This window comes from Bordetella genomosp. 9 (assembly GCF_002261425.1).
GTDB lineage: Bacteria > Pseudomonadota > Gammaproteobacteria > Burkholderiales > Burkholderiaceae_B > Bordetella_C.
In genome coordinates this window covers 3537970-3558273 of the sequence record NZ_NEVJ01000003.1, presented here as the reverse complement: position 1 = coordinate 3558273, position 20304 = coordinate 3537970, and the positions used below count along the sequence as shown (strand labels likewise).

General features: G+C 68.2%; 21 protein-coding genes and 1 riboswitch. Of the genes, 12 read left to right on the top strand and 9 right to left on the bottom strand.

Translation table 11 applies throughout. The features are described 5' to 3' along the window. Positions 1 to 32: 32 nt before the first annotated feature. The 3 genes from CAL26_RS27290 to ribB all read left to right on the top strand — a co-directional run bounded on the left by CAL26_RS27290 (position 33) and on the right by ribB (position 2164). Positions 33 to 512: an Lrp/AsnC family transcriptional regulator gene (locus tag CAL26_RS27290; protein ID WP_094849702.1), complete on the top strand. Its 480-nt coding sequence runs from the start codon at positions 33 to 35 to the stop codon at positions 510 to 512. A 93-nt stretch (positions 513 to 605) separates the two neighbouring features. Next, positions 606 to 1094: an SET domain-containing protein gene (locus CAL26_RS27285; RefSeq protein WP_094849701.1), complete on the top strand. Its 489-nt coding sequence runs from the start codon at positions 606 to 608 to the stop codon at positions 1092 to 1094. Positions 1095 to 1183: 89 nt separating this feature from the next. Then, a riboswitch (FMN riboswitch) is annotated at positions 1184 to 1339 on the top strand. A gap of 180 nt (positions 1340 to 1519) precedes the next feature. Continuing rightward, positions 1520 to 2164 carry a 3,4-dihydroxy-2-butanone-4-phosphate synthase gene (ribB, locus tag CAL26_RS27280; protein WP_373454527.1) on the top strand — a complete coding sequence of 215 codons (645 nt, stop codon included), beginning with the start codon at positions 1520 to 1522 and terminating at the stop codon, positions 2162 to 2164. Positions 2165 to 2245: 81 nt separating this feature from the next. Here ribB and CAL26_RS27275 read toward each other — a convergent pair whose 3' ends face one another. From CAL26_RS27275 to CAL26_RS27250, 6 genes are all read right to left on the bottom strand, one after another. Next, positions 2246 to 2773, bottom strand: a complete 528-nt coding sequence (locus tag CAL26_RS27275) for a nucleoside 2-deoxyribosyltransferase (protein WP_218831583.1) — start codon at positions 2771 to 2773, stop codon at positions 2246 to 2248. Between the two features lie 28 nt (positions 2774 to 2801). Beyond that, positions 2802 to 3251: a nuclear transport factor 2 family protein gene (locus tag CAL26_RS27270; protein WP_094849698.1), complete on the bottom strand. Its 450-nt coding sequence runs from the start codon at positions 3249 to 3251 to the stop codon at positions 2802 to 2804. An 81-nt stretch (positions 3252 to 3332) separates the two neighbouring features. Beyond that, positions 3333 to 4256 (bottom strand): 2-dehydropantoate 2-reductase, encoded by a 924-nt coding sequence (panE, locus tag CAL26_RS27265; protein WP_094849697.1) that lies wholly within the window; start codon positions 4254 to 4256, stop codon positions 3333 to 3335. 77 nt (positions 4257 to 4333) lie between these two features. Beyond that, positions 4334 to 4645 carry a TFIIB-type zinc ribbon-containing protein gene (locus tag CAL26_RS27260; protein ID WP_094849696.1) on the bottom strand — a complete coding sequence of 104 codons (312 nt, stop codon included), beginning with the start codon at positions 4643 to 4645 and terminating at the stop codon, positions 4334 to 4336. 98 nt (positions 4646 to 4743) lie between these two features. Beyond that, on the bottom strand, positions 4744 to 5649 hold the full coding sequence (locus tag CAL26_RS27255; RefSeq protein WP_094849695.1) for a phytanoyl-CoA dioxygenase family protein: 906 nt from the start codon (positions 5647 to 5649) through the stop codon (positions 4744 to 4746). 218 nt (positions 5650 to 5867) lie between these two features. After that, complete coding sequence (locus CAL26_RS27250; RefSeq protein WP_094850115.1) at positions 5868 to 6746, bottom strand: alpha/beta hydrolase; 879 nt, start codon at positions 6744 to 6746, stop codon at positions 5868 to 5870. A gap of 187 nt (positions 6747 to 6933) precedes the next feature. On the opposite strand from CAL26_RS27250, the gene CAL26_RS27245 reads away from it, so the two are divergent. After that, positions 6934 to 7218 (top strand): acylphosphatase, encoded by a 285-nt coding sequence (locus CAL26_RS27245; RefSeq protein WP_094849694.1) that lies wholly within the window; start codon positions 6934 to 6936, stop codon positions 7216 to 7218. Between the two features lie 5 nt (positions 7219 to 7223). Here the strand turns inward: CAL26_RS27245 and CAL26_RS27240 are convergent, their stop codons facing one another. Then, on the bottom strand, positions 7224 to 8147 hold the full coding sequence (locus CAL26_RS27240; protein ID WP_094849693.1) for a LysR family transcriptional regulator: 924 nt from the start codon (positions 8145 to 8147) through the stop codon (positions 7224 to 7226). Positions 8148 to 8366: 219 nt separating this feature from the next. On the opposite strand from CAL26_RS27240, the gene CAL26_RS27235 reads away from it, so the two are divergent. The 7 genes from CAL26_RS27235 (at position 8367) to CAL26_RS27205 (ending at position 16269) form a co-directional block, all read left to right on the top strand. Continuing rightward, positions 8367 to 9485, top strand: a complete 1119-nt coding sequence (locus CAL26_RS27235) for a mandelate racemase/muconate lactonizing enzyme family protein (RefSeq protein ID WP_094849692.1) — start codon at positions 8367 to 8369, stop codon at positions 9483 to 9485. Then, positions 9482 to 10573: a mandelate racemase/muconate lactonizing enzyme family protein gene (locus CAL26_RS27230; RefSeq protein WP_094849691.1), complete on the top strand. Its 1092-nt coding sequence runs from the start codon at positions 9482 to 9484 to the stop codon at positions 10571 to 10573. Before CAL26_RS27235 ends, CAL26_RS27230 begins: the two co-directional genes overlap by 4 nt. 76 nt (positions 10574 to 10649) lie before the next feature. Next, positions 10650 to 11840, top strand: coding sequence for an ABC transporter substrate-binding protein (locus CAL26_RS27225; RefSeq protein WP_218831582.1), 1191 nt, complete (start codon positions 10650 to 10652; stop codon positions 11838 to 11840). Between the two features lie 15 nt (positions 11841 to 11855). Next, positions 11856 to 12713, top strand: coding sequence for a branched-chain amino acid ABC transporter permease (locus CAL26_RS27220; protein WP_094849690.1), 858 nt, complete (start codon positions 11856 to 11858; stop codon positions 12711 to 12713). Next, positions 12713 to 14605: a branched-chain amino acid ABC transporter ATP-binding protein/permease gene (locus CAL26_RS27215; protein WP_094849689.1), complete on the top strand. Its 1893-nt coding sequence runs from the start codon at positions 12713 to 12715 to the stop codon at positions 14603 to 14605. Before CAL26_RS27220 ends, CAL26_RS27215 begins: the two co-directional genes overlap by 1 nt. Then, positions 14586 to 15341 (top strand): ABC transporter ATP-binding protein, encoded by a 756-nt coding sequence (locus CAL26_RS27210; protein ID WP_094849688.1) that lies wholly within the window; start codon positions 14586 to 14588, stop codon positions 15339 to 15341. Before CAL26_RS27215 ends, CAL26_RS27210 begins: the two co-directional genes overlap by 20 nt. Further along, positions 15325 to 16269: an SMP-30/gluconolactonase/LRE family protein gene (locus CAL26_RS27205; RefSeq protein WP_256988606.1), complete on the top strand. Its 945-nt coding sequence runs from the start codon at positions 15325 to 15327 to the stop codon at positions 16267 to 16269. Before CAL26_RS27210 ends, CAL26_RS27205 begins: the two co-directional genes overlap by 17 nt. 493 nt (positions 16270 to 16762) lie before the next feature. On the opposite strand, the gene CAL26_RS27200 is transcribed toward CAL26_RS27205, so the two are convergent. Both CAL26_RS27200 and CAL26_RS27195 read right to left on the bottom strand, forming a co-directional pair. Next, positions 16763 to 17791, bottom strand: a complete 1029-nt coding sequence (locus CAL26_RS27200) for an asparaginase (protein WP_094849686.1) — start codon at positions 17789 to 17791, stop codon at positions 16763 to 16765. Positions 17792 to 17869: 78 nt separating this feature from the next. Beyond that, positions 17870 to 18757 carry a LysR substrate-binding domain-containing protein gene (locus CAL26_RS27195; RefSeq protein ID WP_094849685.1) on the bottom strand — a complete coding sequence of 296 codons (888 nt, stop codon included), beginning with the start codon at positions 18755 to 18757 and terminating at the stop codon, positions 17870 to 17872. A gap of 199 nt (positions 18758 to 18956) precedes the next feature. Here CAL26_RS27195 and CAL26_RS27190 point away from each other — a divergent pair, with 199 nt between their 5' ends. After that, positions 18957 to 20264 carry an amidase gene (locus tag CAL26_RS27190; protein WP_094849684.1) on the top strand — a complete coding sequence of 436 codons (1308 nt, stop codon included), beginning with the start codon at positions 18957 to 18959 and terminating at the stop codon, positions 20262 to 20264. The last annotated feature ends 40 nt before the right edge of the window (positions 20265 to 20304 follow it).

The window sequence follows — 20304 nt, the reverse complement described above, 5'->3', positions numbered from 1 at the left end:
AATCTGTCTGAAAAACACGGGAAACCCAGAAAATGCGTCTCGACAAATTCGATTTGGCCATTCTTCGGGTGCTGCAGGAGAATGCCCGCGCCAGCCTGAACGAGATCGGCGCGGCGGTCGGCTTGTCGTCCACGCCCTGCTGGAACCGGATCAAGCGCATGGAAAGCGAAGGGGTGATCCGCGGGTACACCGTCAATATCGATCCGGCCGCGCTGGGCTTCATGGATACGGTCATCGTGCACGTCACGCTGGAAAGCCATAGCGAGGAAACGCTCTACGAGTTCGGCCGCGCGCTGGCGCAGGTCCCGGAGGTGCTGGAAGCCTTCCTGGTGTCGGGCGATTACGACTACTACATCCGCATCGCGGTGCGCGATACGCGCGACTACGAACGCCTGCTGCGCGAGCAGCTGTACCGCATTCCCGGCATCCGGCACAGCAAGTCCAGTTTCGTGTTGCGCCGGCTGAAGGAATCCATGCTACCGCTGATGCCGCCCACGCCCACGCCGGCATAGCGCGCCGATATAATCCCCCGTCAATTCGTCCGATCGCGCCCGGCGTGATCGGTGCTCCCCTTACCGCGCGATGCGCGTGGATCCTGGCTGGTCATGACCGAAGCAAGCTCCAAACCCTGGCACGTCGTACGGCGCTCCAAGCTGCACGGCAACGGCGTCTTCGCCGCGCGCAAAATCCCCGCGGGCACGCGCATCCTGGAATACGGCGGCACGCGCATCAGCGCCAAGGAAGCGGACCGGCGCCATCCCACCAATCCGGACGACCCTTTCCACACCTTTTTCTTCTCGCTTTCGTCCGGCAAGGTCATCGACGGCGGCGACGGCGGCAATGACGCGCGCTGGATCAACCACAGCTGCGCGCCCAACTGCGAATCGCAGGAAGGCAGCGCGGGCAAGCGCGTCTATATCTATTCCCTGCGCGACATCAAACGCGGCGAAGAGCTCTTTTACGACTACGGCCTGGTGCTGGACGGCAAGATCACCAAGGCATTGAAGGAAGGCTACAAATGCCTGTGCGGCGCGGCGGACTGCCGCGGCACCATGCTGGCCTTGCCCAAGAAGAAAAAGAAGAAAAAGGAATAGGGCTCGGCCCTACAACGCCCGTGGGCATCGCGGGCTTCCCGCCGGGACTGGCATACAATCCCCCGATGCCGTCCAACCCACGGCATGCAGTGCGTCTTCAGGGCGGGGTGAGATTCCCCACCGGCGGTAGGCCATGCAATGTGGCAAGCCCGCGAGCGCCCGCGGTCCGGCAACGGACGGCGGGGTCAGCAGATCTGGTCAGATTCCAGAGCCGACGGTCATAGTCCGGATGAGAGAAGATGTGCCGGCACAATCCGTACCCCGCGCGCCCATGGCGCGTCCGCGGTTTTGCGTTTGGCTGTCCTTATTAGCCCTGAAACGTTTTTCGCCCAACTTTCCGCGAGAGCGTTTCAATGTCACAAGCAACTTCGTACACCTTCAGTGCCGAATCCCGCACGCCGGCGATTTTCGCGCAGCCTTTTCCGATGCGCCTGGCGCGGGCCCTGCACCACATGCGCCTGGGCCGCCCCGTCATCCTGCTGGACGACTACGACCGCGAAAACGAGGCTGACCTGATCGTCGCCGCCGACAAGATCACGGTGCCGGTCATGGCCCAATTGATCCGCGACTGCAGCGGCATCGTCTGCCTGTGCCTGGAGGACGATACCCTGAACCGCCTGGCGCTGCCGCCCATGACGGCGCGCAACGAAAGCCGCCATGGCACCGCCTTCACCGTGTCGATCGAAGCCCGCGAAGGCGTCAGCACCGGCGTTTCCGCCAAGGACCGCGTCACCACCATCCGCGCCGCGATCGCGCCGAACGCCCAGGCCGGCGACATCGTCAGCCCGGGCCACGTATTCCCCCTGCGCGCGCAGCCGGGCGGCGTCCTGACGCGGCGCGGCCACACGGAAGGCTCGGTCGACCTGGCCGTCATGGCCGGCCTGCGCCCCGCCGCCGTGCTGTGCGAATTGATGAACGACGACGGCACCATGACGCGCGGCGACGCCATCGACCGCTATGCCGCCAGGCATGGGCTGGTGGCGCTGACCATCGCGGAACTGGCTGACCATCGCCGCGGGCTGGCGACACAGGGCGCGGCCGCGCCGGAACTGGAATCGCAGGCGGCCTGAGCCGGCCCGTGACGCGGGCCGGCCGCGATCGCGGCATGGGCACCGGAACCTAGGAACTCGGAGGCTTAGGCGCTCACGCGCTCAGGCGCGCTCGCCGGCCGCGCCGACGTCGCGCGCCACGCGGGCCAGGCACGCTTCCGCGTCGCCGACGACGACGGTCGCGCTGCAGGCCAGCATCAGGTTCAGGCTCATGCCGAAATCCTCGACGACATAGCCTTGCGCGTCGAGGTGCGCATCGGCTTGCGCCGACCTGCCCACCGCCACCTGCTCCACGATGGTGCCCCTCACGGACGTATACGCCCAGACCGGCTTGCCCAGCGCGGCGGCGTAGCCGACTTCGAAGGCCGTGCCGGAATCCGGCTCATGTCCGCGGAAGGGATTCAGATTGGCGATGACGCCGTCGGCCTGGCGGATCAGCCCGACATTGGCGCGGCAGATCCAGGCCGCCAACTCGGGACCGTGCAGCCCGGCGGGGCCGGCCTGGTCCAGCGGGTACAGCCCGCGCAGCCCGTATCGCTCGCACAGCGCCTTCAGGCTGGCGCCGTACGCCACGGCGTCCGGACGGAAGACGTCGAATCCCGCCAGATAGACCGTGAAGGGCTGGTTCATTGCGTGTCCGGACATCCGCGTGCGCCGGCTAGAACATCGTGTTGCGGTTCGCCGGATTTTCCGGAATGTCCTGGCTGACATCCCAGTGCTCGACGATCTTGCCGTCGCGCAGGCGGAAGATATCCACCACGGCCTGCCCGGTGTCCTCCGGCGACTCCTTCCACAGCGTATGCACGACCACCAGATCGTCTTCGGCGATCATGCGCTTGATGTCGGCGGTGGCCATGGGGTGCTGTTCCAGGTACGGGCCATAGAAGTCCGCCATCGCCGACGCCCCGTCGGGCAGATAGGGATCGTGCTGGATCAGGTCCTTGGCGACGTAGGTCTGCAGCGCCTTGTCGACGTTCTTGTCCTGGAAGAGCATGCGGAAGAATGCCGTCACCACCGCCTTGTTGTCGGCCGGCGCTGCGTGGGCGGCGGCGCACAGGCTGGCGGCCGCACAGAGCAGGACGGTGGCGGCTAGGGGTTTGAGCTTCATGCGGATTCCGGACTGATGGATAGACGGGCTGGCCGGCACGCGCGCCCGCGGCGTGCCAGTGTAAACAAAACCTCAGGCCCTTCAGGCGTCGCGCTGGTTCTGGTAGACCTGCAGATGCGAATACGCCACACGCAGGTAGGGCGTGGCGACCCCGCCGGCGGCGCCGCGGGCGATCATGTCGCCGACGATATGGTCGCCTTCGACACGCAGGCCCTGGCGCAGGTCGCGGAACATCGACGCCGTCACCGGCGATCCGGTATCGGTGAACAGCTTGCGCGCCGCCGCGTCGGCCGGTGGCCGCACGGGATAGCCGGCCGACGCCGATACGGCCTGGGCTTCGTCCAGCAGGCCGAGCAGGACGGCCTGGCCGTCCGCCGTCGAGGCGATTTCGCCTACCGAGCCGCGCATCAGGCAGGTGCCGGCCGCCAGGCTGCACAGAAAGACGTATTTTTCCCAGCAATCCTGATGGATGGAATCGCTCAGGCGGGAGGAATAGTCGGCCTGGGCCAGGGCGGTTTCCAGGGCCACGCAGCGCTCGCTGCGCGGCTCGCCGGCGCGCTCGCCGAACACGAAGCTGGCATGCTGGCCCATGTGGACGATCTCGCCTTCCGGCCCCAGCGTGGCGCTGATCTGGCACAGGCCGCCCAGCACGCGGTCCGCGCCGAACCTGGCGTCCAGCACGTCGTAATGCGCCATGCCGTTCATGATGGGCAGCACGACAGAGCCCGGCCCGACCGCCGGCGCGATGGCCGCGATGGCGCTGTCCAGGTCGTAGGCCTTGCAGCTGAGCACGACGACGTCGTAATCGCCGCCCAGGTCGCTGGCCGTCACGATCCCGGGATGGATCGTCGCATCGCCGCGCGGGCTGCGCAGCCGCAGGCCTTTGTCGCGCAGGGCCGCGGCACGCGCGTCGCGCACCAGGAAGGTCACGTCCACGCCCGCCTGCGCGGCGCGGCCGCCGAAATAGCCGCCGGTGCCACCCGCGCCCAGAAACAACATCCGCATCGTTTTCTCCATCCGGGGCGGGGCCCAAGCGCGCCCGCCAAGGCCCGCATTATGCGCCTGCGCGGACGGGTTGGCGCTCAGTCGAAGATCTCGTGCCAGAAGGACTTCTTGCGGTAGCCGCGGTCATGGCCCCGGCCGCGATCGCGGTAGTGGTCATGGTCGCTGTCGCGATAGTGCCGGTCGGCGCCGTCGTCGCGGTGCGGCCGGCCCTGGGGCTGCTGCGGCGGCGCAGCCTGGGCGGCGGCGCTTTCCTGGATGCTGCGCTCGATCAGCTTGTCGAGTTCGCCGCGATCCAGCCACACCCCGCGGCATTGCGGGCAATAGTCGATCTCGATGTTCTGCCGGGAGGACATCACCAGGTCGGGCTCGTTGCAGCTGGGGCATTTCATATCGGTCTCCTTACGCTTTCCTGAACGAAGTAGACCAAGGGGCGGCGCGATGGTTCCCCGCGCCGCCCCCCTTCAATGCCCTCTCTCGCCAGCCGGCCCTATCCGCGCGGCCGGTGCAGCACCTTGCTGACGGCGCGGATGGCGGCCCAGGCCATCCATCGGCCGTTGGTCAGCCGCGCCCGCGGCAGCCGCCGCAGGACTTCCACGGCGATGCCGCCGCGCCGATGCCATTCGCGCTTGCGCACCTGGCTGTCCGTGCGGCGCCCTTCCAGCCAATCGAACTTGCGCTGGTTGGGCTTGTACACCGGCGGCACGTTGAAGATGAGGATGTAGGCCAGACGCGGGGCATCCGAAGTATTAGGCCCCGTGTAGTGCAGCGTGCGCATGTCGTGCACGGTGCAGCCGCCGGCGGGCAGCGGCACGGGCACCGCGTCGGTGCGCTGGAAATCGGCGCAGCATTCCAGGGGATGCAGCGACTTGTCGTTGCCCGGCGAACGATGCTGGAGCACGTCGTAGCGGTTCGATCCGGGAATGAACTGCATGCAGCCGTTCACTTCGCCGACCGGCTGCAGGGCCAGCCAGATGCTGAGCTCGCGGTACTCGAAATCGGGAGAGCGGAAGGCTTCATCCTGGTGCCAGGGCGTTTCCGGGCCGACGCGCGCCGGCTTCAACAGCGCATGCTCGCCGTACAGCGCCGCGTCCGGCCCGAGCAGCTGGCGGGCGATGGCGAGCGCACGCCGGTGATAGGTGGTCTTCAGCAGCTCGGGGGCGTAATGCGAAGGGTCGTGCAGGCTGGGGAAGGTCTGCGGCTTGTCGGGATCGTCACGGCTGGCGAAGTCGTACTGCGCGCCTTCTTCATAGCCAACCTTGTTCTCGAACATGCGCATGAGGGTCTGGCGTATCTGGGCCACTTCATCGGGCGGGCAGATCTCCTCCAGCGAGATGTAGCCCCGCGCTTTGTATTCTGTGGTGGTTTCTTCCGGAAGAAGGTATTCCTGGTTCACATCGCGCTCCGCACTGGTCAGACACCTCGCCGCACGTCCCCGCCCGGGAACTCAAGTGGTTAGCGGCTATGTACGGCGTAAGGTATCTTTTCAAACGCGGAGCAACTATCGCTCGTCCTTCCTAGGACGGAAGCGACGCGCACCTCATGCATAGTGCCGATGGGGCGCGGCGACGCCCGCCAACCGCGGGCGCCACCGTTGCGCTTTCGGTCTAAACGCTAAAGCGGAGCTGCCGGCGCGCCGCCGCCGGGGTGCGTCAGCAGGAAGCTGAACAGGCGCGCCCGCAGCGCGTCCAGTTCCGCGCTGTCCGGCTGCTCGTCGCCCGCGTCCGCGCCCTGCCAGGCGTGAGCGCGTTCGCGAGCCTCGCGGATCACCGGCACGCCGGCCGCCCGCAGGCGGCTGGCGTAGGCGCGGCCCTCATCGCGCAAGGGATCGTCCGAACCGCTGAGCAGCAGCAGGGGCGGCAAGCCGGCCAGCCGCGTTCCCGCCAGCGGGGATGCGTACGGATGGCTGGCGTCGCAGGCACATGACAGATAGCCGCGCCAGCCCCCGGCCCATTCCGCGCCTTCGTCAGTGCCCTGCGCGCAGCGCACCGACGCCGTTCCCATGCTGGCGTCCAGCATCGGGGAAAACAGGATCTGGCCATCCACCGGTGGCCCCAGGCGGTCGCGCGCCATCAGCGCCACGGCGGCGGCGATGCAGCCGCCGGCCTCTTCGCCGGCGACGAACAGCGCCGCGCCCTTGCCGCCCAGCTGCCGCCGATGTTCGTGCGCCCATCTCAGCGTCGCGTAAGCCGCTTCCACGGCGGACGGGAACGGGTGCAGCGGCGCGAGCGGGTAATCGACCGACAGCACCACCGCGCCGGCATCCGCCAGCAGCCGCGCCACCGTGGAGGAATCGTCCACCGACCCGGACACGAAGGCGCCGCCGTGAAAGTGCACGACCACGGGCGTTACCGCCCCGCTGGCGCGGCGCCCGTAGAAGCGCACACGATGGGGCGGCGCCACGGACGATGCCGAACTGGCGGAAGCCGGATTGGCGGACGAGCCCGCCGCGCGCACCGGGCGCCCAGCGGCGATATCAGGATCACAGGACATGACGATCAACCGATGCCCCGCGTCAGGCAGAGCGTATTCGAGGATGATGCAAGCATAAGAAATGCCCGCGTCCGGATAAACCACCCCGGGTTGACTTAATAAGTTACCCGCCACGACTAATGCACGCCGACGCCCCCGCGCGGCATATGGAAAAATAGGCAATCCGTTACGCAATTCCCCGTTCATCATGGCCGATCCGCACATCGAAACCCTATTCGTCCAAGTCCATGGCAAGGTCCAGGGCGTGGGCTACCGCATGGCCACCGTACGGCGCGCGCATATGGTGGGCGCGACCGGATGGGTGCAGAACCGCGAGGACGGTACGGTCGAGGCCCTGGTGCAGGGCACGCCGGAACAGATCGACCAGATGCTGGAATGGCTGGGCCGCGGGCCGCCCGGCGCGGTGGTGAGGGACGTGCAATCGCGGCGCGAATACATCGACAAGCGCTACCGCAGCTTCCAGCAGCTCTAGGGCGGTCACGAAAGCAGGGCCGCGCCACGGTCGCGCACCGTGCGGCGCAAGGCCGAAACGAAGAGCTGGGCCGAGCGCGACAGGGGCGTATTGTTCGGCAGCAGCATCTGCGCCTTGACCTCGGTGCGCGGGCGGTAGCGCAAGGTCACCACGCCATGGTCGCGCGGCGCCCACAGATGAAAAGGGTCGATGATGGCCGCGCCCGCGCCCGACCGCGCCAGCGAGCAGGCCACCGAGGTCAGCGTGACTTCCGTGGCGATGCGGCGTGGCACGCCCGCGCGCTGGAAACTGTCTTCGATCAGCGCCCCCAGAGGCTGCGTCCTGCCGAAGGAAATCAGCGGGTAGGCCGCCAGGTCGGCCGGCGACACGGATTCGCGCAGGGCCAGCGGGCTGTCGGGGTGCACCACGCACACCAGTTCGGCGGCGCAGACATCGCTGATGCGGCCCTTCACCATGCGGCCGTCGCGATGGTGCAGCGGCGACAGCCCCAGGCCGAAATCGACGCGCTCCTGCACCACGTTTTCGAACACGCCCAGATTGTCGACAGTGAAGACGGAAATCTGGATGTGCGGCCAGGACTTCTGGAATTCGGCGATGGTGGGCGACAGCAGGTTGTCCGCCAGCGTCGGCACCGACGCCACCTGCACCGTGCCCACCGTCATTTCCCGCATATCGTCCATCAAACGGTTGACCCGTTCGATGCTGTCGAAGATGCGGTTCAGTTCGGCCAGGATGACCTGCGTTTCCCGCGTCGCCTGCAGGCGCCCGTGCTTGCGCACGAAAAAGGGAAAGCCGGCCTGCGACGCGCAATCGCGCAGCATCAGGCTGATGGCCGGCTGCGAAATGCCGAGCGCGGCGGCCGCCTCGGTGACGGACCCGTGCACGCTGACGGCGCGAATGATCTCCAACTGCCGGACGGTGAGCGACATCGTGTCTCCTCCTGCATAAGGCGGGCTTATGTGGAAATTAGTTCGCCCCAATTGATTTTATCTACCTGCCTCCCTATTCTGGTCCGCAAAACAAGGCGCCGGTGAAAAAAGAGCCGGCCGCCGCGGAGACAACATGGCAATTCGCATAGGCACCACCCGGGCGGCAGGCCCGGGCGCGTCCACCCCCGGCGGCGGCGCCCGGCCTGAAGGGAGCGGCACATGAAGATCGTGTCCGTCGCTTCCGAAGTCGTATCCGTGCCCTTCGACATGGGCGGACCGTACCAGCGCTTCGCCGGCGCCCTGTGGGACCGGCTCGACATCCTGCTGGTCCGCGTGGAAACCGAAGACGGCCTGGTCGGATGGGGCGAGGCCTTCGGGCACGCCGCCATTCCGTCCACGCGCGCCGCGCTGGACACCATCGTCGCGCCGCTGGTCATCGGCCGCGATGCCGGCGACATTGCCGGCATGACGCGCGCCGTGCTGCATGCCACGCATCTGCTGGGCCGCAACGGCGCCTACGTCTACGCCTGGTCGGGCGTGGAGATTGCCTTGTGGGACCTGCTGGGCAAGCGCAGCGGCCTGCCCGTGCATCGCCTGCTGGGCGGCGGCGCCTGCGCCGACCTGCCCGCCTATGCCAGCCTGTTGAACTACAGCGACGACGCGCTCGTCGCGCGCAATACCGCGGCGGCGGTCGAGCAGGGCTATCGCCACGTCAAGCTGCATGAGGTCACCGCCAGTTCGGTGCGCGCCGCGCAAGCCGCCGGCGGCGGCGCCGCGATCATGCTGGACACCAATTGCGCCTGGGACGTGCCCACCGCGCTCGCCATGGCCGACACGCTGCGCGACGATGGCATGTACTGGCTCGAGGAGCCCGTCTGGCCGCCCGAGGACACGCTGGGCCTGGCGCGCGTGCGCGAGCGCGGCATCCCCATCGCCGCCGGCGAGAATGTGGCCGGGCCGCAGGGCTTCCTGCGCCTGCTGGAAGCCGGCGCGCTGGATATCGCGCAGCCCAGCGTCACCAAGATCGGCGGCATCGGCGAATCCATGCGCGTGGCGACGCTGTGCCAGATGCATGGCGTGCAGACGGTGCCGCACTCGCCGTACTTCGGCCCGGGCTTCATCGCCACGCTGCACATCGCGGCGGCGCTTCCCAACAAGCCGTTGATCGAAGTCCTGTGGCTGGACATGGAAGCCAATCCCTTCGATCCCTGGGTACGCGCGCGCGACGGCCGCGTCGCCGTGCCGCAGGGCCCGGGCCTGGGCTGCGACCCCGACCCCGAGGTGCTGGCGCGCTACCGCGTCGGCGAACGCCATGTCATCCGGGAGACGCACGCATGAAGCTGGAACGCCTGGAAACGCGCGCGCTGTCGCTGCCGCTGGACCGCCCCATCCAAAGCGCGCTGGGCTCGATAGACAGCTGCGGCGTGGTGCTGGTGTACGCCTACACCGATGGCGGCATCGTCGGCGAGAATCTGGTCTTCACGCTGAACGACCGCCGCACCGGCGTGCTGCGCCAGATGGTGGACGAACTGGCCGATCTGGTGGTGGGACGCGACGCGGGCCATATCGCGGGATTCTGGGCACGCGCCTGGAAGGACATCAATTTCTTCGGCCACAAGGGCATACCGGTCATGGGCATTTCCGCCATCGACGGCGCCTTGTGGGACATCGCCGGCAAGGCCGCCGGCATGCCGCTCTACCGCCTGCTGGGGGGCGCGCGCGACCGGCTGCCGGCCTATCACAGCGGCGGCCTGTGGCTGGACCGCGATATCGATGGGCTGGCGCGCGAAGCGCAGGACATGGTGGCCCAGGGCTTCAAGGCGGTGAAGATGCGCCTGGGCATGCCGGACCCGCGCCAGGACGCCGAACGCGTGCGCGCCGTGCGCGAAGCCATCGGCCCGGACGTGCGGCTGATGGCCGACGCCAACCAGGGCCTGAACGAAGCCCAGGCCATCCGCCTGGGCCGCATGCTCGAAGCCTACGACCTGACGTGGTTCGAGGAACCGCTGCCCGCCTGGGACCTGGAAGGCGTGGCCCGCGTGGCCGCGGCGCTGGACACGCCGATCGCCAGCGGCGAAACCGAATACACGCGCTACGGCTTCCGCGGCATGCTGACCCTGCGCAGCGCCGACGTGCTGATGCCCGACCTGCAGCGCGCGGGCGGCGTCAGCGAATTCATGCGGGTGGGGCACATGGCCGAAAGCTACGACGTGCCGGTGTCCAGCCATCTGTTTCCCGAGACCAGCATCCAGGTGCTGTGCGCGTTGAACAACGCCATCTACCTGGAATACATGCCCTGGTTTTCGACGCTGTATCGCGAGCGGCTGGAATTCGTCGACGGCGACGCGCGGGTGCCCGAGCGTCCCGGCTGGGGCTTCACGCTCGACCCGCGGCGCATCGCCGAACTGGAGAACGCGCGCCGCTGAACGGCCCGCGCGCCACGCAACCGCATCCCCACGCCGTCCCTTTTCGCTGTCCGGTTCTCTTTGCAAGGAAAAGACCATGCCTCTATCGCGTCGGAATTTCGTCCTGGGCACGACCGGGATACTGGGAGCGTCAGCCATCGGCGCCCCGCGTTTCGCCAGGGCGGCAAGCGAGCCGCTGCGCATAGGCTGGCTGGCCGCGCTGACCGGTCCCAGTTCCGCGCCGGGCGTCGGCTTCGACCGCGGCGTGAAGTTCGCGGCGGAAACGCTGAATGCCGCGGGCGGCGTCAAGGGCCGCAAGATCGAGATCATCACCCGCGACACCCAGGGCGATCCCACCAAGGCGGTGAACGCCACGCAGGAGATGATCAACTCCGTCAAGGTGGACGCCATCTGGGGACCGACCAATTCCGGCGAATCGCTGGCCGTGACCCCCATCATGGCGCGCGCACGCGTCCCGAACATCCATCCCTGCGTGATCGACAGCCTGATCGATCCGAAGAAATTTCCCAACGCCTTTCGCATCGCGCCGTCCAATGAGCAATGGGACGACGCCACGCGCAACTACTGCCTGAAAGTGCTGAAGGTGAAGAAGATCGCCGTGATCGGCGACACCACCGGCTACGGCGTCAGCGCCCTGAAGGCCAGCGTGGCGAACTTCAAGCGCGATGGCGCCGACGTGGTCTACAGCAACAACATCGACGCCACGCAGCCGGACATGACGCCCGACATGACGCGGGCGCGCAATGCCGGCGCGGAAGTGATCGTGATCTGGAGCGTATCCACCGGCATGGAAGCGCGCCTGTTCAATGCGCGCGGCGAGATGGGCTGGGATGTGGTCTTCGCCGGCCATCCGTCCATGGCGTCCGGGGAAATCCGCGGCCTGCTCAGCAAGCCGCAGAACTGGGACAAGGTCTATGCGGTCGGCTACCGCAGCTGCAGCTACGACGCCAGCGGCAAGCTGCCGCCGCGCTCGCAGGAATTCGTCGACAAGGTGCAGGGCAAGGTGAACCTGGACGACACCCTGTTCTGGTGGGTCACGGCGGGGTACGACGCGGTGCATATGGTGGCCAAGGCCGTGCAGGAAAGCGGCGCGACGTCGAAGGACATCATCGCCTACTGGAATACGCTGAATCCCTATCAAGGCTACTTCGGCAATTACATCTACACCCCCGAACAGCACAACGGCTATCCAACGGCGGACGTCGTCATGTCGGCGGCCAACTCCGCCAAGCATGGCACCTTCGCGCTGGCGCCGGGCTACGCCTGACGCGGAGGACGCACGATGCTCGGCTCCATCATCGCATCCGGCCTGGCGATGGGCGCGGTCTACGCGCTCATCGGCATCACGTACAACACCATGTTCGCGACCTCGCGGGTCATGAGCTTCACCGCGGGGCAGCTGGGCATGCTGGGCGGCGTGCTGGGCTCGCTGTTCATCCTGAAGCTTGGCTTGCCGCCATGGCTGGGCTTCATCGCGACGCTGGCCGGTTGCGCGCTGATGGGCGTGGTCACGGAGCTGGTGGCGGTGCGGCCCGTGTTGAAGAGCCTGGACCAGCATCTTTACGTGCTGTCCACGCTGGCGCTGGCGCTGATGATCCAGCAGGTGACCGCCATCGAATGGGGCACCGAGCCGCAGCCGTTCCCGCGCCTGTTCGGCTGGGGCTCCGGCGTCACCGACGAAAAGTTCTGGCTGCCGGTCGTCGCCTGCGCGCTCGTCGTGGCGGGGCTGGAATACCTGTATCGCCGCACGCTGGTCGGCATGGCCTTCCTGGCCGTGGCGGAAGACAACTTCGCGGCACGCGCGCTGGGCCTGCCGGAACGGCGGCTGCGCGTGTGGAGCTATGTGCTGGCCGCCGTCATCGGCGGCATCGCCGGCTTCGCCAGCGGCCAGCTGATGCTCGCCTTCTTCGCCAATGGCACGCTGCTGAACTTCTATGGTTTCGTTCCGGTGGCGCTGGGCGGCCTGGGCAATAACCGTGGCGCCCTGGTCGGCGGGCTCGCGCTGGGCCTGTTCCAGCAGGCCGCCAACTTCACCGTGGGCGGCGTCTTCGCATCCATCGCGGTGTTCGTGCTGTTCATCGTCGTGCTGCTGGCGGTGCCGCAAGGCCTGTTCGGCGGCTCGACCGCGCGGAGGGTGTGATGGCGGCGAAGAGCGGGCTGCAGGGATTGGCGACGGGCGGTGCCGACAGGATCGCGCCGCTCGGCGGCACGGGCCATGACGCGGCGGGCCAGCCCGCGCCGGCCGCCAACGGCGGGGCGGGGCAGGGGCATCGCAGCGCCATGGCCGGGCTGCATGCGCTGTGGCCGTTCCTGGCGATCTTCCTGCTCGCGGCGCTGCTGCCCTTCAGCGGCAATACGTACTGGACCGTGATCGCCACGCGCGCGGCCATCTATTGGATCCTGGTGTCCGGGCTGAACCTGGTGGTGGGTTTCGCCGGGCAGCTGGCCATCGGCTATGTGGCGCTGCTGACGCTGGGCGCGTACATCACCAGCGTACTGGCGGCGGGCAACGTCCTGCCGGCCCTGCCGCCTTTCGTCGCGCTGGCCTGCGCCGGCGTGGGCGGCGGCATCTTCGGACTGATCGTGGGATTGCCCGCGCTGCGGCTGCGCACGTTCTACTTCGCCATGACCACGCTGGGCTTCGCCACCATCGTCACGCAGATCGCGCTGGCCTGGCAGGATGTGACCGGCGGCGGCATCGGGCTGGCGGGGCCGGCGCTGCCGGCGCCCTTCGACAGCGAGATGGGCCTGTACTACCTGTGCCTGGCGATCGCCGGCATCGGCACGCTGCTGACGTCGAACGTGGCGCGCAGCCGCTACGGCCGGGGCCTGATCGCCGTGCGCGACGCCGAGGTCGCGGCGGAAGCCAGCGGCATTTCCAAGGTCAGGCTGCTGGCGCTGGTCTTCGTCCTGGCCGGCGTGCTGGCGGCGGTGGCGGGCGGCCTGTTCGCGTCGCTGCAGACCTACATCACCCCCGATGCCTTCACCTTCGAACTGTCGGTGCTGTTCTTCATCTCCATCCTGATCGGCGGCAGGGGGTCCATCCTGGGTCCGCTGCTGGGCACGGTGATCCTGACGGTATTGCCGGAGATCGCGGCGCCGCTGGCCGCGTGGTCGAACTTCCTGTATGCCCTGATGCTGCTGGTGATCGTGCTGGTCGCGCCCGGCGGCATCGCGGCGCTGCTGGACTTCCGCAACAGGCGCCCGCTGCCGGCCAATCGCGCCATCGCGCCCGATCCCGCGCCGCTGGCCCAGCTGCTGACGGCCACGCCCGCGGCCGGCGGGATCGCGCTGGAGAACATCGTGTTGAGCTTCGGCGGGGTGCGCGCCATCGATGGCCTGAGCCTGAAGATCGAGCCGGGACAGATACACGGGCTGATCGGTCCCAACGGCAGCGGCAAGACCACGACGCTGAACGTGATCTCCGGATATTGCACGCCGGAAGCCGGCACGCTCGCCCTGAACGGCGCACCGCTGGCGCTGGGTCGGCCGCTGCTGCGCGCGCCGCGCGGCATCGCGCGGACCTACCAGACGCCACGCATCATCGGCGAGGCCTCGGTCCTGCAGAACGTGATGATAGGCGGCACGCTGCAGGGCCACGCGTCCTTCGTCGAATCGATGCTGCACCTGCCGCGCCATCGCCGCGACGAACGCGCGCTGCACGAGGCCGCGCGCACCGCGCTGCGCATCGTCGGCCTGGCGGCGGTGGCCGAGGTCCGGGCGGACCGTCTCCAGCACAGCGAGCTGCGCTTCCTGGAAATCGCCCGTGCACTGATGCTGCGGCCCTCCTTCGTGCTGCTGGACGAGCCGGCCGCCGGCCTGGCCGCCGAGGAGATCCGCCGGCTGGGCGAGCTTATCCGCCACATCGCGCGGCACGGCACCGGCGTACTGCTGGTCGAGCATCACGCCGACCTGATCTTCGATATCTGCGATCACGTCACCGTGCTGAACCTGGGCCGCGTGCTGGCCGACGGCACACCGGCGCAGGTGCGCGAACACAAGGAGGTGGTCAGTGCCTATCTCGGAGGATAACGCCCGCCCGCCGCTGCTGACGGTACGCGGCCTGGCGACCGGCTACGGCAAGATCGGCATCCTGCACGGCATAGACCTGGACGTCGCGGCCGGCGAGATCGTGGCCATCCTGGGGCCCAACGGCGCCGGCAAGAGCACGCTGATGCGGGCCATTTCCGGGCTGCTGCCGCTGAGCGCCGGCAGCATCTCGTTCGGCGGCGCGGACCTGAGCCGCGCGACGCCGCGCGAGACCGCGCGCGCGGGGCTGGTGCACGTCATCGAAGGCCACCGCGTTTTCACGCAGCAGAGCGTGATCGACAACCTGATGCTGGCGGGCTACGACGCGCCGGGCGCGGAACGCAGGACGCGCGTGGAAGAAGCGCTGGCCTATTTCCCGGAAATCGCGGCCAAGCGCAACGACCGCGCCGGCGCGCTGAGCGGCGGCCAGCAGCAGATGCTGGTCGTGGCGCAGGGCCTGGTCAAGCGGCCGCGCCTGCTTATCCTTGACGAACCGTCCGCCGGCTTGTCGCCTGTCCTGGTCGACCGCGTGCTGACCGTGGCCGGACAGCTGCGCAAGCAGGGCACGGCCATCGTGCTCGTGGAGCAGCTGGTGGAAAAGGCGCTGGCCCTGGCCGATCGCGTCTATGCCCTGGCCCAAGGCCGCATCGCCATGCAGGCCGGCACCCGCGAAGCCGACCTGGCCGCGCGCCTGGAGCGCGCCTATTTTGGAGACCATGGCCGTGTGGCAACCCAGTGAGCGCTATCCCGATCCGCGCATCGAAGTCATCGACCCACGGTTCTCCCGCTATGTGATCTTCTCGGCCGCGGTCGAGAAACTGGGCGACGGCATGCGCTGGGCGGAAGGTCCGATCTGGTTCGGCGATGGCCGCTATCTGCTGGTGAGCGATATTCCCAACAACCGCATCATGCGGTGGGACGAACCCACGGGGGCGTTCAGCGTCTTCCGCCAGCCGTCGCGCAACGCCAACGGCAACACGCGTGACCTGCAAGGCCGGCTGATCACCTGCGAACACGAAGGGCGACGGGTGACGCGCACCGAGCATGACGGGTCCATCACGGTGCTGGCCGACAGCTACCAGGGCAAGCGGCTGAACTCGCCCAATGACGTGGTGGTCAAGTCCGATGGTTCGGTATGGTTCACCGACCCGCCGTTCGGCATTGGCGGCTGGTACGAAGGACTGCCGGGCAAGCAGGAGCTGCCGGCGCAGGTGTACCGGTGGGATGCGGAAACCGGCGAACTCACCGTGGTGATCGAAGGCGCCGATGGACCCAACGGGCTGTGCTTTTCGCCGGACGAGCGTGTCCTCTACCTGGTCCAGTCACGCGCCACGCCGCATCGCCTGATCACGGCGCACGACGTTTCCGCCGATGGACGCGGCGTGGGGACAGGCCAGGTCCATATCGACTGCGGACCGGGGACGTCCGACGGCATACGGTGCGACGTCGATGGCAATCTGTGGTGCGGGTGGGGAATGGGGTCCGAAGAGCTCGACGGCGTCGCGGTCTTCGCCCCCGATGGGGTGCGCATCGGACACATCCATCTGCCCGAACGCTGCGCGAATCTGTGCTTCGGCGGGCCGCAAAGAAACCGCCTGTTCATGGCGGCGGGCAAGTCGCTGTTTTCGGTCTACGTCAACACGCAGGGCGCGACGGTGCTGCGCTGAATGCGTCGATGGTCGACACCGCCGACCCCACAGGAAACACCCCCGGCAAGCCACATCGCGCAGGTGCCGCGTGGCCGCGCTGGGCGGCCGCGCGGCGCCGGGCAACGGCAGATCCTTCTTGACTCAACCGACAACGCCACGAAGGGCCAAGCACCCAGACGGTCGCGGCATCCGTGAATGCGGCACAGCAGAGTCCGGCGGGGTGGTCGCCCTGTCGGGGCCAGCCCGTTGAGGCCGCGCGAGGGCTGACGAAGGAAGGACGGCCGGGCAAAAAGGACGCTAGAACGCCGACGACGTTCGGCCGCCGGACGAGGCAGACGAAGCGGGAGTCCGGCGCCCGCGCGCCGGACCGGCCGATCGGGATGGACGCGACAGGGTGACCGCACCGACGGACGGCACCAGCACTAGAACCACCATCGGCGAAACACCGTCACCACCCCGCCATCATCGGCAGACCAACCGCCAATACCATCAACGAATCGGCAACCCGCCTTTAGAACCGCGCGAACACGCCTCGCATAACCTCAAGATCATCCGTACACGAAAGCGCCAGGGCCAGCAGTATCCTGGCCTTCTGCGGGCTCAGGGAACTCCCGGCGATCCACCCGTTCTCCCGCAACGCCCGCCGATTCGCGACACGCCCGCTGCCCGCTCGTGAACACTGGACCAATGCCACGCCACCACGACGCGCGGATTCATAGGCATCGCGTTCGGCCTTTGCCGGCATCCCCGGCGCCATTCCCGCGCAGATGATCCCGCGTGCGCCCGCGGCCACGCAGGCCTGCACCAGTGCACCATCCGCGCCGATATGAGAATAAAGAATATCCACCCGAGGCAGCGCGACGTCATCCGCCAACGCCGTGAAATCAGGCAGCGCCGTATCCGCGGCGGCAGCACGCGCGTCATCGTTGCGCCGGTAGTAGAAGACCCCATCCGGATCCACCACCCCCAAGGCCCCGAAATCCGCCGACCGGAAGGTCTGCACCCGCAGGGTATGCGTCTTCACCACATCCCGCGCCGAGCAGATCTCGTCATTCATGACCACCAGCACGCCACGCCCGCGCGACTGCGGCGCCGCCGCGGTGCGCAGGGCCGCGATCACGTTCATCGGCGCGTCCGATCCGACCGCGCTGAGGGGCCGCTGCGCGCCCACCACGACGACCGGCTGTTCGAGCGACAGGGTCAGGTCCAGGAAGAAAGCCGTTTCTTCCAGCGACGCCGTGCCGTGCAGGATGACGAATCCCGCCAAGTCCGGCTGTTCCGCCGCCATGCGCCGTATCGCCGCGCGCAGCGCGAACCAATCCTGCGTGGTGATCGCGGAACTGCTCACTTCCCGGAACGGTACCAGCACCGTCCGCGCGACGGAGGCCGTCTCCGGAATCGCTTCCAGCACGTCCGCCACGCTGAGCTTCGTGCCGAACTCGGGATAGTCCATCGTGTCCAGCGGCCCGGTGCCGCGCGACGTGATCGTGCCGCCGCAGCCGATGATCGCCACGCGCGGAAGAGTAGTACTGACTGCCATGAATGAAGCTCCCCTTGGATGATGGCCCATGCCGCCATGAGCCTCGATCGCGTCGTCGCCATCGCGACGGGCGACACACTAGCCCTGTTGCAGGATCCGCGCAAATGCCTGCGCCGTCGGATTCAGGTTATCCGGCCGCCGCGCGCAATACAGGTCGACGTCGAACGCATCCGGCAAGCCGGACAGGGGCCGGTACACCACCGAATTGCGCAGCCCCGCCGCCGACTCCGGCACCAGCGCCATGCCCATGCCGCCTTCCACCAGCGCCAGCAGCGTGGGCAGCACGCTCTCGTACACGATGCGCGGCCGCACATTGTGCTCGCGGCACAGGCGCGTCTGCACCGCGTTGAAGTACGACGATGCCTCGCGCTGGAAGCCCACCATCGCCTGCCCGTCCAGCTTGCGCATGGGCACCTTGTGGAGCTCGCGGAACGGGTGATCTGCCGGCATGGCCAGCACCATTTTCTCGCGATGCACGCGCTCGAAGATCAGGTCCGGTTCGGTCGCGCGCGGCAGGCGGCGGAAGATCGCGATGTCCAGCGTCCCGGACATCAGGCGATCGGTGATCGTGCCGGTCAACTCCTCGAACAGCATCAGCTCGACGTCCGGGTACTTGGCCCGGTAGCGCGCGATGGCGCCCGGCAGCACCCGATAGGCCGCGGTGCTGACGAAGCCCACCGCCAGCCGGCCGGCGTCGCCGCTGCCGGCCCGCCGCACCGCGCGCAGGATCGAATCGTTTTCGTCGACCAGCCGACGCGCCCGCGGCAACAGCACTTCGCCCGCCTGGGTCAAGCGCACCGAGCGCGTCGACCGCACGAACAACTCGGTGCCGACCTCGGCCTCGAACTGGCGTATCAGCTGGCTGAGCGGCGGCTGGCTGATATTCAGGCGGATGGCCGCTCGGCCGAAATGCAGCTCCTCGGCCACCACCACGAAGGCCCGCATCGCGCGCGAAATCAGAGGCATCGTTTTCCCGAATGATTAGGTGAGAATCCATCTTAATGATGGCCTTAGATTGTATTAGACATATCAATCCCCGCTCCATAAAGTAGCCAGGCCAGATAGCCGGCCTGTGCCGACAGCGCGCGCGCCAGCCGCCGCCCTATCGACGCGACCGGGCGCCCCCGGACAGGGGTCGCCGCGTATACCTCCACGGAACGTTGCAGTGAAACCTTTGAATCAGCTGACCGCGTGGCAAGCGGCCGCCGCCATCGAGCGCGGCGAGACCACGCCCACCGCCGTCGTCCAGGCCTGCCTGGAACGCATCGCCGAACGCAATGACGAGATCCGCGCCTTCGTCGCCTGCGATCCGGAACTCGCCCTGGCCGGGGCCCGGCAGGCCGAGGCCTTGGCGGCGGACGCGCCGGGCGGCCGGCCGCTGCGCGGCATCCCCTTCGCCGCCAAGGACATCTTTGACACCGTCGACTATCCCACCGAATACGGCTCGCCCATCTACCGCGGCCACCGCCCGGTCGCCGACGCCGGCTGCGTGGCGCTGGCCAGGCATCGCGGCGCCGTGCTCATCGGCAAGGTCGCGACCGGCGAGTTCGCCACCCAGACCCCCAGCAAGGCCGTCAATCCGCTGCGCGTCACCCACACACCGGGCGGATCGTCCAGCGGATCGGGCGCCGCGGTGGGCGACTACATGGTGCCCGTGGCCTTCGGCACGCAGACCACCGGCTCCATCGTGCGGCCGGCCATCTACTGCGGCGCGGTCGGCTACAAGCCCAGCTTCGGGCTGATCGCCACGGGCGGCATGAAGCCGCTCAGCCCCTCGCAGGACACGGTCGGCGTGATCACGCGCGACGTCGCCGACGCTGCGTTCTTCACGATGGGCCTGCACGGCGCGCGCGACGTCATGTCCGGCAGCGTGCTGCGCCCGCGCATCGGCCTGTGCCTGTCGCGCCAATGGGACTACACGCATCCGTCGACCATCGCCGCCATCGAGCGCGCCGCCGACACGCTGGCCAAGGCCGGCGCGCAGGTCACGCGCTTCTGGCTGCCGCCGGAATTCGAGGCGCTGGAAGCCATGCAGCTGCGGCTGTTCGCCTTCGAAGCTCGCCAGACGCTGGCGCAGGAACGCCTGCGCAATGAAAGCCAGCTGAGTCCGCGCCTGCAAGCCCGCCTGCGCGGCGGCGCCGACGTCGGCCTGGACGAGTACACCGGGCTGCTGCAGCACGTGGCGCAGATGCGCGCCCGGGCCAGCACGCTGTTCGCCGACCATGACGTGCTGCTCTATCCCGCCGCCGACGGCGAAGCGGAAGCCGGCCACGCCAACTCGGGATCGCCGCGCTACGGCGCCATCTGGACGCTGCTGCACATGCCCTGCGTGTCCTTCCCGCTCGAGATCGGGCCCGGCGGCCTGCCGCTGGGCGCGCAACTGATAGGCGCCTACGGCCAGGACACCCGCCTGCTGGCCGCCGCGCGTTTCGCCACATCGGTGCTGGGCACCTTGCCCAGGCCGCTCGACTGACCTTCTCCAACCATATCGTTTCCAGAACAAGGGGTATGCC

Excerpts from the sequence above, each read along its gene's own strand:
- CAL26_RS27215 (WP_094849689.1), top strand. The coding sequence starts at position 12,713 with ATGGCGGCGAAGAGCGGGCTGCAGGGATTGGCGACGGGCGGTGCCGAC.
- CAL26_RS27225 (WP_218831582.1), top strand. The coding sequence starts at position 10,650 with ATGCCTCTATCGCGTCGGAATTTCGTCCTGGGCACGACCGGGATACTG.
- CAL26_RS27285 (WP_094849701.1), top strand. The coding sequence starts at position 606 with ATGACCGAAGCAAGCTCCAAACCCTGGCACGTCGTACGGCGCTCCAAG.
- CAL26_RS27195 (WP_094849685.1), bottom strand. The coding sequence starts at position 18,757 with ATGCCTCTGATTTCGCGCGCGATGCGGGCCTTCGTGGTGGTGGCCGAG.
- CAL26_RS27275 (WP_218831583.1), bottom strand. The coding sequence starts at position 2,773 with ATGAACCAGCCCTTCACGGTCTATCTGGCGGGATTCGACGTCTTCCGT.
- CAL26_RS27245 (WP_094849694.1), top strand. The coding sequence starts at position 6,934 with ATGGCCGATCCGCACATCGAAACCCTATTCGTCCAAGTCCATGGCAAG.
- CAL26_RS27260 (WP_094849696.1), bottom strand. The coding sequence starts at position 4,645 with ATGAAATGCCCCAGCTGCAACGAGCCCGACCTGGTGATGTCCTCCCGG.
- CAL26_RS27270 (WP_094849698.1), bottom strand. The coding sequence starts at position 3,251 with ATGAAGCTCAAACCCCTAGCCGCCACCGTCCTGCTCTGTGCGGCCGCC.
- CAL26_RS27240 (WP_094849693.1), bottom strand. The coding sequence starts at position 8,147 with ATGTCGCTCACCGTCCGGCAGTTGGAGATCATTCGCGCCGTCAGCGTG.
- ribB (WP_373454527.1), top strand. The coding sequence starts at position 1,520 with ATGCGCCTGGCGCGGGCCCTGCACCACATGCGCCTGGGCCGCCCCGTC.
- CAL26_RS27290 (WP_094849702.1), top strand. The coding sequence starts at position 33 with ATGCGTCTCGACAAATTCGATTTGGCCATTCTTCGGGTGCTGCAGGAG.
- CAL26_RS27250 (WP_094850115.1), bottom strand. The coding sequence starts at position 6,746 with ATGTCCTGTGATCCTGATATCGCCGCTGGGCGCCCGGTGCGCGCGGCG.
- CAL26_RS27200 (WP_094849686.1), bottom strand. The coding sequence starts at position 17,791 with ATGGCAGTCAGTACTACTCTTCCGCGCGTGGCGATCATCGGCTGCGGC.
- panE (WP_094849697.1), bottom strand. The coding sequence starts at position 4,256 with ATGCGGATGTTGTTTCTGGGCGCGGGTGGCACCGGCGGCTATTTCGGC.
- CAL26_RS27235 (WP_094849692.1), top strand. The coding sequence starts at position 8,367 with ATGAAGATCGTGTCCGTCGCTTCCGAAGTCGTATCCGTGCCCTTCGAC.
- CAL26_RS27230 (WP_094849691.1), top strand. The coding sequence starts at position 9,482 with ATGAAGCTGGAACGCCTGGAAACGCGCGCGCTGTCGCTGCCGCTGGAC.
- CAL26_RS27220 (WP_094849690.1), top strand. The coding sequence starts at position 11,856 with ATGCTCGGCTCCATCATCGCATCCGGCCTGGCGATGGGCGCGGTCTAC.